The sequence below is a fragment of the Roseburia sp. AM59-24XD genome, from assembly GCF_003478445.1.
Classification (GTDB): Bacteria; Bacillota; Clostridia; order Lachnospirales; family Lachnospiraceae; genus Jutongia.
This window is the reverse complement of record NZ_QUET01000004.1, coordinates 79629-92936: the sequence shown is the minus strand read 5'-3', so window position 1 is coordinate 92936 and position 13308 is coordinate 79629. Positions and strand designations below refer to the sequence as shown.

Annotated in this window: 12 protein-coding genes; 4 read left to right on the top strand and 8 right to left on the bottom strand. The window is 46.2% G+C overall.

The features are described 5' to 3' along the window. Positions 1 to 6 precede the first annotated feature (6 nt). Positions 7 to 939: an ABC transporter ATP-binding protein gene (locus DXA20_RS02775; protein WP_022305732.1), complete on the bottom strand. Its 933-nt coding sequence runs from the start codon at positions 937 to 939 to the stop codon at positions 7 to 9. 269 nt (positions 940 to 1208) lie between these two features. On the opposite strand from DXA20_RS02775, the gene DXA20_RS02770 reads away from it, so the two are divergent. Together DXA20_RS02770 and DXA20_RS02765 are read left to right on the top strand one after the other, a co-directional pair. Beyond that, complete coding sequence (locus tag DXA20_RS02770; protein ID WP_158577105.1) at positions 1209 to 2285, top strand: sensor histidine kinase; 1077 nt, start codon at positions 1209 to 1211, stop codon at positions 2283 to 2285. Positions 2286 to 2407: 122 nt separating this feature from the next. Continuing rightward, positions 2408 to 3028 carry a response regulator transcription factor gene (locus tag DXA20_RS02765; RefSeq protein ID WP_022305734.1) on the top strand — a complete coding sequence of 207 codons (621 nt, stop codon included), beginning with the start codon at positions 2408 to 2410 and terminating at the stop codon, positions 3026 to 3028. Between the two features lie 123 nt (positions 3029 to 3151). Here the strand turns inward: DXA20_RS02765 and phnX are convergent, their stop codons facing one another. The 5 genes from phnX to DXA20_RS02740 form a co-directional block, all read right to left on the bottom strand. Then, positions 3152 to 3922: a phosphonoacetaldehyde hydrolase gene (phnX, locus tag DXA20_RS02760; RefSeq protein WP_118559211.1), complete on the bottom strand. Its 771-nt coding sequence runs from the start codon at positions 3920 to 3922 to the stop codon at positions 3152 to 3154. Between the two features lie 16 nt (positions 3923 to 3938). Next, positions 3939 to 5027, bottom strand: a complete 1089-nt coding sequence (locus DXA20_RS02755; protein ID WP_118559210.1) for a 2-aminoethylphosphonate--pyruvate transaminase — start codon at positions 5025 to 5027, stop codon at positions 3939 to 3941. A gap of 85 nt (positions 5028 to 5112) precedes the next feature. Continuing rightward, positions 5113 to 6111 carry an extracellular solute-binding protein gene (locus DXA20_RS02750; RefSeq protein ID WP_243100507.1) on the bottom strand — a complete coding sequence of 333 codons (999 nt, stop codon included), beginning with the start codon at positions 6109 to 6111 and terminating at the stop codon, positions 5113 to 5115. Continuing rightward, positions 6105 to 7772 carry an ABC transporter permease gene (locus DXA20_RS02745; protein WP_243100506.1) on the bottom strand — a complete coding sequence of 556 codons (1668 nt, stop codon included), beginning with the start codon at positions 7770 to 7772 and terminating at the stop codon, positions 6105 to 6107. The genes DXA20_RS02750 and DXA20_RS02745 overlap by 7 nt, the downstream gene beginning before the upstream one ends. A gap of 2 nt (positions 7773 to 7774) precedes the next feature. Next, on the bottom strand, positions 7775 to 8545 hold the full coding sequence (locus DXA20_RS02740) for an ABC transporter ATP-binding protein (RefSeq protein ID WP_022305740.1): 771 nt from the start codon (positions 8543 to 8545) through the stop codon (positions 7775 to 7777). 357 nt (positions 8546 to 8902) lie between these two features. On the opposite strand from DXA20_RS02740, the gene DXA20_RS02735 reads away from it, so the two are divergent. Continuing rightward, positions 8903 to 9817 carry an ABC transporter ATP-binding protein gene (locus tag DXA20_RS02735; RefSeq protein ID WP_118559209.1) on the top strand — a complete coding sequence of 305 codons (915 nt, stop codon included), beginning with the start codon at positions 8903 to 8905 and terminating at the stop codon, positions 9815 to 9817. Between the two features lie 107 nt (positions 9818 to 9924). Then, positions 9925 to 11208, top strand: coding sequence for an ABC transporter permease (locus DXA20_RS02730; protein ID WP_118559208.1), 1284 nt, complete (start codon positions 9925 to 9927; stop codon positions 11206 to 11208). A 100-nt stretch (positions 11209 to 11308) separates the two neighbouring features. On the opposite strand, the gene DXA20_RS02725 is transcribed toward DXA20_RS02730, so the two are convergent. Further along, positions 11309 to 13060, bottom strand: a complete 1752-nt coding sequence (locus DXA20_RS02725; protein ID WP_118559207.1) for a substrate-binding and GGDEF domain-containing protein — start codon at positions 13058 to 13060, stop codon at positions 11309 to 11311. Beyond that, the gene (locus DXA20_RS16070; RefSeq protein ID WP_158577104.1) at positions 13057 to 13215 is read right to left on the bottom strand and encodes a hypothetical protein; all 159 of its coding nucleotides are present in this window, start codon (positions 13213 to 13215) and stop codon (positions 13057 to 13059) included. The genes DXA20_RS02725 and DXA20_RS16070 overlap by 4 nt, the downstream gene beginning before the upstream one ends. Positions 13216 to 13308 lie beyond the last annotated feature (93 nt).

Genomic DNA, 13308 nt, shown 5'->3' with positions numbered 1-13308 from the left:
CACCTCCTAATCTCTGAGTTCCTTACCGGTTATTTCCAAAAATACATCGTTTAAGGTCGGAAGCTCAGAATGAACATTCCCAAACACAATCTCCTTATCCTTCAAAAGATCCAGAAGACGTAAAAGATTGTGCTTTCCTTTCGAAAAACGAACCTTGAGCAGTCCATTTTCAAAGCTTACATTGATCACATGCGGAAGTGCTCTGACTGCATCGGAAATCTCCTCCGAAAAATCAGACAGCTCCATCTGGATCGTCTCTCCCAGATCGATCATCGCCTTAAGCTCATCCTTCGTGCCGAGTGCAACATTTCTGCCTTTATCCATAATGGCAATTCTGGTGCAGATCTGCTCGACTTCCTCCATATAATGCGTAGTGTAAATGATCGTGGCTCCCTGTCTGTTCAGCTCCCGGATCCCCTCGAGGATCTTATTACGGCTCTGAGGATCCACCGCAACCGTCGGCTCATCCAGAATGATCAGCTTCGGCTTATGAGCAATTCCACAGGCAATATTTAACCGGCGAAGAAGTCCTCCCGACAGCTTTTTCGGATAAAATTTCCGGTATTCCGTAAGTCCCACAAAGTCAATCGCTTCCTCCACCAGCCTTTTGCGCTCTGCCTTGTTTTTGATGTACAGACCACAGAAATAATCAATATTTTCATAAACGGTAAGCTCCTCGAATACCGCGACATTCTGCATAATGATGCCAATGTCCTTTTTGATGTCATAGCCGGTCGGCGTCATCTCCTTACCAAAGATTTCAATGTGACCTTTATCATACGTCAGCAGAGACAACAGGCAATGGATCGTTGTTGACTTGCCGCTGCCGTTCGGTCCCAGAAGTCCGAAGATCTCTCCCTCTTCAATTTCCAGATTGAAATGATCCACGGCTACCAGATCACCATATCGTTTTACCAGATTTTCTATTTTTACAACCATACAAACCTCACATTTCTGAAAAACCTGCTTACAAATTCCACAGATATTTTCTCCTGCTTTCCTGATATCAATTTCACCCGGACAAACTCCTGCCCCCGGATACAATTCTATGATACCGAAATCTCATTCACAATGATAGTGAAAAATGTAAAAAGCGCATATGACATTTGTCACATTCCGGAAATACCGGTAGATATCCCGCCGCAAATCCCGTATAATAAGCATGTTCACAGCGTATGCAGTTCAAACCGCAGGAAGAGGGAATATCCATGTGCATTTATATAGATTCTGTTTTACTGTTTATCCTTTGCAGTCTGGTCTATCCGGCGTTTAAACCGGATCCGGTACATATTACCGGTGTTTTGTTTCTGATCACAATATATTGCTTTGAGCTGTTATGTTCCTCAGACAGACAGCGCAGTTATCTGGGAATTATGGCTTTGATCCTCTGCTTTTTCTATCCGGAGATGACGATATTTCTGCCGTGGCACTGTTATGTATTTTTCCTGCATAAACAGTTTGTTCCCGCCGGACTTTATCTGCTCCCACTGATCACTTACAGTTATCGGATCTCCGGCAGACCGGTTCCGTTTCTTCTGCTGATCGCAGCCATAGGCTTTTATCTGGCATATACCAACCGGTCACGCACCCGCTTAACTGAACAGATCCATCTGCTCCGGGATAACAGTGTCGAGCAGGAGCTTTCCCTGCGGGAGGCAAACCGCAGAATACTGGAGAATCAAAACGACCAGATCTACATTGCGACCCTACGCGAGCGAAACCGCATTGCCAGAGAAATCCATGACAACGTGGGACATATGCTGTCACGATCTATTCTGCAGACAGGAGCACTTCTCGCCGTCTGTAAGGACACATCCATCACACCTCATCTGTCCGCTTTAAAGGACACACTCAATCTTGCGATGGACAATATCCGAAGCAGTGTCCATGATCTGCGCGATGAATCCGTTGATCTGAATGCTGCATTAAATGAGCTTACCAAACAGTTTACATTCTGCCCGGTTCGGCTACAGTACGATATGTCGAGACAGATTCCCAAGAATATCAAATACTGCTTTTTGTCGATCACAAAGGAAGCCATGAACAATATTATAAAACACAGCAACGCCACTCAGGTTCAGATCACCGTCAGGGAGCATCCGTCCTTTTATCAGCTTCTGATCACCGATAACGGCAGCGTGAAAGCTCCGGAGGATATGACAGAAGTCACCACGGGCGGAATGGGACTTCAGAACATGAGGGACCGCGTGGAAGCTCTTCACGGCATTCTGCATATCAGTGATCAACAGGGATACCGCATATTTATATCGATCCCGAAATCGTAATGAACAGCTTGAATATACGGAATCCTTCTTGTCCACAGATCAAGAAGGCAGAAATAAAAACAGACAAAATTAACGTAGTAGAAATCAATCACAAAATTGATATCAGGAAAGGAAAATCACTTATGAATATAGTTCTTATAGACGATGACCAGCTTGTCTGCATGTCATTAAAAATGATCCTCGAAGCCTCCGGTGACATTCATGTATCTGCGATCGGTCATGACGGCAGCGATGCATTGCCCTTGTATCAGCAGTACCGTCCGGATATTCTTCTGATGGATATCCGTATGCAGCACCGCAATGGGACGGACGCACTGTCGGATGTGCTTGAGCAGTTTCCGGATGCCAGAGTGCTGTTTCTTACCACCTTCGTGGATGACGAGTACATCACAAAAGCTCTGCAGCTTGGCGCAAAGGGCTACATCATCAAACAGGATTATGAAACGATCATCCCGGCACTAAACGCTGTCTATTCCGGTCAGAATGTCTATGGCAGCGAGATCATGGAGAAGCTCCCCGGGCTTATGCAGCAGGAAGCCTCCTTTAACTACAGTGCTCACGACATTTCACAAAAAGAATACGAGATCATCACTCTGGTCGCGCAGGGACTCAGCAACAAAGAAATTGCCGCACGGCTCTTTCTCAGCGAAGGTACCATCCGCAACTATCTCAGCGGTATTCTCGAGAAGCTGCAGCTGCGCGACCGCACCCAGCTTGCCGTGTTCTTTTATCAACATTCCTGACGCACCCAAAAGGGCAAATCCAGCATTTCTCCTTGATTCTCACTATGTTACGAACATTTTCCTATACAATAAAGAACCGGAAATACAAACTATTTCCGGCTCTTTGGGTGTTAGTTATTCTATTTATGAGAAAATAATATGAGGAAGCTCTTTTAAACTGCGGATCACACGATCTGCACCGGCATCCATCAATATCTTTTTGGCACGGTCAAGCTCCTTTTGCTGTTCCTGTCCGGTCAGTCCTTCAAATTCCTCCTGACTCATCCCAAGAGCGGAACTTCCCTCCAGAACGCCAACCGTATATACGCCGGCATTCTTGCCCTCTTTCATATCAGAAGCAGTGTCTCCCACCTTCATGACCTTCCGGATATCCTCTGCTTGTAAAAGCTGCATATTGCGGAAGATCATATACGGCTTCGGGCGTCCATTTCCATCCACGTCCTCCGGTGTGACCAGAAGATCCGGATGATATCCCTTTGCCGCTGCCTCCTTCTCGACTACATCCATCATCGCATGTGTGTAGCCGGTGGTTGAGCCAATGCGGATACCATGCTCACGCAGTTTATCCATGCATTCCAGACAGCCCTCTTTCGGATCGGTATATTCCGCCAGACCCTCCATCAGCTTCTTTTCAAATATATCATAAATTCGCTCAACATCCGGCTCATCCGGCTCTTTGCCGTTCTGCGCAAGCCAGAGTTCATGAATACGTCTCATCGCCAGCATTGTGCGGATATGGTCCTTTTTGAGCATTCCCATCGGCTCACGGATCTCCTCCATGGTCGGTACGATACCAACCTCTTTAAATGCCTTTTCAAAAGCATATACCGGAGCGAAGCAGCCGTAATCCACGGTTGTTCCCGCCCAGTCCATAATTACCAGTTCAATGTCCATCGCTTTAACGTCCTTTCTATCGTGATTCCAGAAATTCTTTTAACAGACTGCAGAGCTTCTCGATATCCTCCGGATAAATCTCTCCGATGTTGCCGACACGGAAGGTCTCCTCCTTCGTTGTCTTTCCGGGATATAGTACATATCCTCTTTCCTTGATGTAGTCATACATTTCACGAAATGTGAAATTGCAGTTCTCCGGATAATAGAAGGTTGTGATGATCGGTCCCTGTACATCCTGTCCCAAAAACGGGACAAACCCAAGTACGGACATTTTCTCGCGAAGAAGTACCTCATTATTGTAATAACGCTGATGACGTGCTGCAATACCGCCCTCTTCCTTCAGTTCTTCCATTGCCTTTGCAAATGCCAGCACAACATGTGTTGGTGAGGTGAAACGCCATTTGCCGTCCACATTCATCGTCTTGTACTGGTCATACAGATCCAGAGAAAGTGATCTTGCATTTCCCTCGCTCTGCTCGAGCAGATCCTTACGCAGGATCACATAGGAAAAGCCCGGCACACCCTGAATACATTTATTGGCACTGCTGATAATGCAGTCAATGCCCCATTCCTTTACAGGAATCTCCACACCGGCAAAGCTGCTCATTGCATCGACAATAAATACGGCGCCGGCATTTTTGACAACAGCTCCGATGGATGCAACATCATTTAAAATACCGCTTGTCGTTTCACTGTGCACCATAGAAACATGAGTGATCTCCTGATGCTCCTTTAAGATCTGCTCTACTGTAGCGGCATCCGGCTGCTGATCGATCGGCCACTGATGCATCTGATAATGGATACCGGCATGTCTGGCAATGTCTGCCATTCTCTCGCCATAAGAACCATTCGCAAGGATCAGAAGATGATCGTCCTTCCCGGTCAACGTCGTTATGGCAGCCTCAACACCAAAGGTTCCGCTTCCCTGCATCAGTACCGTCGTATATTCCTCCGGCGATACGCCTGCAAGCTCTAACAGACCACTTCTTATTTTCTGGGTCACCTGCTTATAATCATCATCCCATGTACAGTGATCCACCATCATTTCCTGTTTGACCGTATCCGTTGTTGTAAGCGGTCCCGGTGTTAATAACTTATATTGCATGTTACGCCTCATTTCTGAAATTTTGATTTTCTATTTTATTTTCCCTTTTTTCATACTCATCTTTAGTTTTGTCCCTGTTATGGCATTACCTCATCAGATAACTGCTGATGCTTCTCATACAGTTCAAAGGTAAGCGGCTCTGAGAAGGTCTCGGATATTTTGACTTATTCTTATTGTCAGAGGACTCTCCCTTATAAAGAGGGTTAGGATAAGACTGCTGCAGCTCCTTACGACCGTTTTCGATAATGCACTGTGCCATCTTCATTGCCTCAGGATTGCTCTTGTCACCCTTGTCAATTACAGCAACAGACTCGGTCAGAGAAAAGTTACCCTCGGTCGGATCTACAAAATCAATCGGCTGACCGTCTTCCTTATCGGCAACTGCCTGATGTCTGAGGCCAAAGCCGATTGCAACCTCGCCGGCACGGCAGAGCTTCAGTGGGGCAGATCCGGAATCTTCGATATGATCTCCTGCATTGATATAGATCTGCTTCAGGATATTCTGTGCTTCCTTCTCGCCATACTCAGAGATCAGAGCCTGCATCAGAAGCCATGCGGTAGAAGATGACTTAACATCAGTAATGGAAAGATGTCCCTTATACTCTGACTTCGTCAGATCCTTTAAGCAGGTTGGTGTTGTCAGCTTGAGTTCTTTCATCAGATCGGTGTTTAAAATGATCGCACCCTCCTGTGAGGTGATCGGTGCCGCGTAATCGCCGAATTTGTCAATGGTATTTACCTCAAAATCAAGCTTCTTGAACATGTTGTTCTGCTTCTGCGCGCTGTCCAGATAGAAGGTACTCATTGTCACCATATCTGCCTCGATATTTTTCCCTTCTGCCAAAAGCTTTCCGCCAAGTTCGGAGGTTCCAAAGCCCTCAAACGAATATTTTCCTTTATAACCATTGTTATCCAATGCATTCTGCATTGCGGTGATCGCCTCATCGTCTGCGTTGGAATAAATAACTACCTTTTTGTCTGCGGAATCGGAACTTCCCGATTTTGCACTGTTTCCACATCCTGTCATCGCTGTGGCAGCAAGCATCACTGCCAGTCCCATACTCATAATTCTTCTTTTTAACATAATGTCTCCTTCTTTTGGAATAATTTTTGCGTAACACGCATTGGTTTATATTTAGCAAGCCCTGCAAACAGAGCTTTGGCTATCAGATTGGTGAAAAAGATCAGCAGTGATAACACGAATACCTCATTAAATTTGTTGAGATACTGGAGCTGCTTGATCTTCGTGGTAAGCACCATAGTTCTGGAACCAACCAGAAAGATAATGGCACTGACGGTAACGCAGGAGTTGGTGAAATAATATCCAAAAACACTCCACAGACTTTCCTTTACATTTGGCGTCACGATCCGGATGATCGTTTTAATCCAGGAATCTCCCATCAGACCGGCTGTTGTCTCCCAGCTTTCATTCAGTTTGGACAACGAATTTTTCATCATAAGATAAGGCGATGAAAAATAGTGGATCACATTACAGATGATGAGCAGTCCCATCGTATTCTGCAGACTGGTGCCGGAGAACACAAACATATATGCCACGCCGAGAACCATACCCGGTATCGTGTTCGTGACCATGGCGATCCCTTCCACAACACCCTTGCACCACTTCGGCATCCGGCTTCTTGCAGTCACAAGTGCTGCGCCATAAGCTGCCAGCGTACCGGCTGCCGCCGATAAAACTGCCATTGCCAGTGTATTTCCATAAATGCTTAACAGATCACTGTCCGTAAAAACAGACACGAAATGTTCCATGGAAAAGGATATTTTATTTGGCCAGTCTGTGACAAACGGTGCCACAAAGATGACAACGAAAATGCACAGCATCAAAACAAGTGCAATGACAGACAAAATTGACCACACAACATCTCGGACCACGTTTTGGGACAGTTCTGCGTCGCTGATCTTTTTATAACGGATATTAAACCGCTCCAGATACTGTAAAAGACAGATACTCACAATCGACGGAAGCAGCATGATCATCGCTACTGCGGCTCCCTTTCCGAAATTCGGAATGCCTCCGAGCATCTGGTCATATAGCACACTTGCAACAACCTCAAACCGGCCGCCTACGGATGCCGGAATACCAAAATCCGTGAAGCTTAAGAAAAATGCCTGAATAAATGCGCCGCAGAGTGTTCCGAGAAGCGGACGCACAATGGCGATCCAGAAGGTTGCATGTGCTTTATCTCCCATAACCTTTGATACGATCATGACCTTTTTGTCTATGTACTGCATCGTATTGCTGACTAACAGAAATGCTACCGGTATCGTATACACGCTGTAGCCCACAAGCAGACCAAAGATTCCGTAAAGTTCAAACGGAAGTGTATGTCCTAAGGTTTTCGTGATCAATCCCTGATGACCAAACGAGTAAATAATTGCGAAACCATATGTGATCGTTGGAAGAAACATCGGCAACATCGCCGCCAGACGTATGATATTTTTGAAGCGTTTCGGCAAATTTGTATAATAGCAGGTATAAGCAAGAATGAATGCGACAATCGTTGCAAGCCCTGCGGCAAGCGCTGCGATCAGAAAACTGTTGCCAAGTGCCTGTCCAAATTTCTTCTGCTGAAACACGCTCTGATAAACAGAAAGTGTGACCCCTCCGTCCTCTCCCGAGAAGGAGCGGCACAGTAAACGAATGACCGGCAGTCCCAAAAACAGAACAAAGAAAACGGTCAGAATCATAAATATTACTTTAATGCCAATTGAATTTTTTCTCACTTTTACACCGCTTTCCCTGCTTCTAACGGTACATTTCCAAATAATGTCAGAATATTATCCCGCTTGATGATTAACTGATTTAATATGAAATGCTCCACAAATTCATTCTCCGGCGCATTCACAATGCCAAGAGGTGTATCGTACTGTGAGATCTTTCCTTTCTCAATGATCAGCACCCGGTCGGATAAGGTCAACGCCTCCTCCGGATCATGGGTAACAATGATCGTCGTCAGATGAAACTGCCTTGAGATCGTTTTGATCTTGCTCTTGATCGACTCCTTGATCACGCCATCCAGTGCGGAAAGCGGCTCGTCAAGCAAGAGGATCTTCGGCTTCATGACCATGGTTCTCGCCAGTGCCACTCGCTGTTTCTGTCCGCCTGACAGCTGGTCGATTCCTTTCTTTAAATGTGGTCTGAGTTCTAACAGATCGATCATCGCATCAACCTCCTCCGTCTTGGAAATATTCGGTTTGTTGCGAAGTCCGTATACAATATTCTGATATACATTCAGATTTGGAAACAATGCATAATCCTGAAATACAATATTAAACTCTCGTTTTTCCATGGGAATCTCTGTTATGTCTTTTCCCTGATATATGATCTGTCCCTGATCTGCCTTTGTAATACCAAGGATCAGATTTAATAATGTTGTCTTTCCACAGCCTGACGGTCCGAGGATCGAAACGATCTCGCCATCCTCCACCTCCAGTGACAGGTCGTTAAGTACATTGACGCCGTCAAAGGATTTGCTGATATGTTCTAATTTAAGCATTTCTGTCTTCCTTTCTGTTTTACCCTCTCACTCACTGAAATTCATTATAAAAACGCTATGTAAAATCCACTACCGCCCTCAAGTAAATGAAACGTAAATTGATTGTAAATTCATTTTCGCCACTACAACCATGATTTTATTCTTCCTAAGACTTCCCATACTAAGGACGGTAATTCGCCCATAATATTTCTTATGTCCGGTTATTTAGCATAGGTGGGCTCAGCTGTTTCGGACGGCACTTGCTATTTCTTCCGATATTTTTTATACTGGTTATTAAGACTTTATATTTCAACAGAAACTGCTGTTGTTCCCCTGGAACCGATTGCAGCAGCTTCTCAAAAATGAATGGAGGTTTCTATGAAACTCGAAGTGAAAAATATTACCAAATCCTTTGGTGAGACAAATGTCCTGAAGGGCATTTCCTTCTCCGTGGAAAGCGGTAAGGCGCTCGGTCTGCTTGGCCGCAACGGTGCCGGCAAGACGACAACGATCCGTATCCTGATGGATGTGTTCCATGCGAACAGCGGAGAGATCACACTGGACGGTAAACCGTTTGATCCCCGCAAGGTTCAGATCGGATATCTCCCGGAGGAAAGAGGCTTATACCCAAAACGAAAGATTCTGGAACAGATGGTTTATCTCGCCATGCTGCGCGGCATCAGCCGCAAAAGTGCTGTTATAAACGCCAGACACTGGCTTGAGCGATTAGAGGTTCTTCCATATGAAAATAAACTGTTAGAAACTTTATCCAAAGGAAATCAGCAGAAGGTACAGCTTGCCTCCACACTGGTCTGCGATCCGGAGATCGTGATCTTAGATGAGCCCTTCAGCGGTCTTGATCCTGTCAACTCCCAGATTCTGCAGGATGTTGTGCAGGAGCTGATCCGCGACGGCAAGATCGTCATTTTCTCCAGCCACCAGATGAGCTATGTCGAGGAATTTTGTGAAGATATCGTTATCATCAATCATGGAGAGATCGTTCTGTCCGGTCACCTCGATACGATCAAGCGTGACTTTGGCAAGGATCAGCTTGTTCTGAGCGCTGTCGATATGCCTCCGGAGGATTTTGCTGACCTGCTTCGCACAAAGCTTGCAGACAGTGTCCATATAACGGGACAGACCAAAGAGGATGTCATCGTCCGCTTAAATGAGGGCGTATCCCGCCAGACACTTTTACGCGAACTGTCTGAGCTTTCCGACTGCACCATTGAGCATTTTGAGACATACAAACCGTCATTAAATGACATCTTTGTAGCGAAAGCCGGAGAATGAGGGGAATGCGTGAGATCTGCTCCTTAAGGCTTTATGCCGGAACATGGGAATAACACGAACGCACAGGATTATATTACATAAGGCTTTATGCCGGAAATGAGGATTCTATGAAACGTTTTTTTACGATATATGGGTTTGAATTAAAAAGCTACATTAACAACAAATCCTTTACCATAACCACACTTTTACTGATCGTTCTTTTATGCGCCGGAACCTTTCTGCCACGCTTTATCGATATGTCTGACATGCTCGGTCTTGATAAGCCGACTAACGGAAGCGCCGCAAGTGACGATACATCCGACAACAGCGGTGCCTCCTCTGACAGCTCCAACGAAGCGGACAGCACCATCGGTCTGGTGGATGAAACCGGTATTTTTAAGGACCTGTCCATTTTAAAGCAGGCATTTTCCGATACGGAGATTGTCACAATGAAAAGTGAAAAAGAGCTGAAAAAGGCAGTCAAATCCGAAAAAATCTCTGCCGGATTTGATGTGAAAGACGATTTGAACTATGAATATTATGTTCTGAACCGGAACATGTACGATGAGAATCAGGCGATCTTCGAGAGCTTTCTTTCTCAGGTTCATCAGCAGATCTACTGTGAACAAAACGATCTGGATTACGCTTCCTTCTCGGCAGGCTATGATGCTCCGGTCAACTGCACGGAGCGTATTCTCGGCAAGGATGCCGGTGATAATTACTGGTACTGCTACGCTCTCGTTGTTGTTATCTTCATGATGATCATTTTATACGGTGTTATGGTTGCCACCTCTGTTACCGTCGAGAAAAGCAACCGCTCCATCGAGGTGCTTGTCACAAGTGTCGATGCCAAATACCTTCTGTTTGGCAAGGTATTTGCCGGTGCCACGGCAGCCATCGTACAGCTCGGCTCTGTCCTTCTGGCTGCTCTGGCAGGCTACAGCGTCAACCACACCTACTGGGGCGATAAACTGGATATGCTGCTCAAGATACCGGGCAGCGTTCTCGCCGGCTTTGCTATCTTTGGCATCGGCGGTTTCCTGTTCTATGCATTCCTGTACGGAGCCATGGGCGCACTTGTCTCCAAAACAGAGGATATCAACAAATCTGCCGGCACGCTGCAGATGCTGATCATGATCGTTTACTTTATTGTTATGTTCCAGCTTCCGACACCGGACAGCACGATCATGAAAATCTGCTCCTTCCTTCCATTTTCTTCCTACTCCGCCATGTTTGTGCGGATCGGCATGGGAAGTGTCGCCACATCAGAGATTGTAATCTCCGCCGTGATCCTTTTCGCATCCACGATCGCTGCGGGATGGCTTGCTGCCAAGATCTACCGTATGGGTACCCTTCGCTACGGTAATCCTATCAAGCTTTCCACCGCACTGAAAAATCTAAAGAACAACTAGAAGAAAATATCTCTTACGAATAACAAAAGCAACGCTGACGGGCTGATTGTCAATTGCGTTGCTTTTTGTTTTATAAATTATATACCATAATACGGATGTATCAACTCCTGTTTTCTTTGGCTTTACGCTTGTTCGAATACATCAATGTATCTGCCTTACCGATCATCTGCTCCACATCCAGTTCATCGGTTCTCTCTCTGGCAACCACACCGATGCTGGCTGTGATCGGATACGGCTTCTGCGAAACACCCTCCGTCTCATCGATGCATTGCTGCAGTCTGCAGCCAAGATCTTCCTCCGTCAGCTCTGCGATATCATCTGCAAAAATAATACAGTCAAACTCGTCTCCGCCAAACCGGGCACAGACAGCCTCATCTCCGCAGATTTCGCGTACGGCATGTGCCAGCGTACAGATTGCAAAGTCTCCCTCGATATGTCCATAATTATCATTGATATACTTGAGCCGGTTCATATCCACAGAGACAAGCACGGCATATTTGCGCGATGTCTCTGCCACCATTCTGGCAAAATGCTTATAAAAGCCCCGGCGGTTATAAAGCTCTGTCATGGCATCTAACTCTGACAGACTGGCAAGCTCCTTATTCGCCTGCATCAGATTATGCTTTAATATATTTAACTGCTGGTTCTGTAATACAAGATTGATCGTGTTCGACAAAAACATACTGAACTCGTCACAGCGCTGCATATCTCTCTGATCAATATCTTTAAAGCCGTCCACGGTATAACCATAGATCGTCTTACCGGCATTTAGCAGACGCACAAGCATGATCTCCCACCGGTCATCCGGTATGCTGATCGACACGTACCAGTCCTTCACCGCAAAGCTTTCCCCGGAAGAAAAATACCGGCCACCCCCGCCACAAAGCAGAGAAACCATCGATCCCTGCACATCCTTTCCGATACTCCCGCGAAATAGCTCCTGCTTCACCGCCGCATTGCGGAAATACTGCTTCGGAATATATTCTGTCTTCGGAGTAATCTGCATCAGCTCCTCCATGGACTGTAACGGCAAAGCACCGGTCACCATCTCATTCATTGCATGCGTATGCCATGCGCAGTCTCCCAGAGAGGATGCCAGTCTGCGAATGATCTCATTCCGGTTCTCGTTATCCTTGGGCTGACAGCCGCAGGATTGATTCTTCTCTGCCACATAATTAATGGTAAACGCTTCCGGCCGCACCCGACCACTCTTCCGCCATTCCAGCACCTTATCCAGAATAAACCATGCCGTCGCATCGTAATCCGGTACACAGGTCGATAACGTCGGCAGATAATACTTACCATCATTAATACCGTCGAAGCCTGTCACGATGACATCCTCCGGAACCCGGTAGCCTGCCTTTTCAAGCACATTGCACGCCACAAGTGCCATCGCATCATTCGCGCAGATGATTGCCTCCGGCATCGGAAGCTCCGATTGCAGGAAACGCTCCATCTCCTGCTGTGCCGGTGTCTCCCAGAACTGACCATATCCGATCCGCTCTTCCTCCACAGGAATGCCGTTCTCCTGTAATACCTTTTTAAAGACCTGCAATCTGGCATCGGATAATTCATGCCCCTCAAAACCAGCCAGCATATTAACACGTCTGACACCATGCTCCTCGATCACATGGCGTACCATCTGCTCAAACCCGGAATTATAATTATGGCAGATCAAATAACAGCCCTCTGCCTCCCGATCCATGCAAAAGCACGGAATACTACGCCTTGCAGCGATCTCCGCTATACAGTCGATCATATCGCGGTTCTTGATCGTCTCTCCCAGTATCACATAGGCTTCCAGAGGCAGATATGCCGCAAGTCCGCAAAATTCCATCTCTGCCGATGTCATTTCCAGATTTCTCTCAACGCAGGTATCCAGCGAAAAGATGACCAGTTATACCCCTGCTTCTTCCCGATGCGATGCAGCGCATGAATAAAATTCAGATTGTTTTCCTCGAACGCTCTGGCCACAAAGATCCCGATCAGTTTTTCCTTTTGTTCCATATCGTCCCCTCACTATACACTAATTCTCCGTACTCTCTGTTCAATTACAGATATAATCGAATTTATTATACCATATTCCTTCGTTTAAATCAA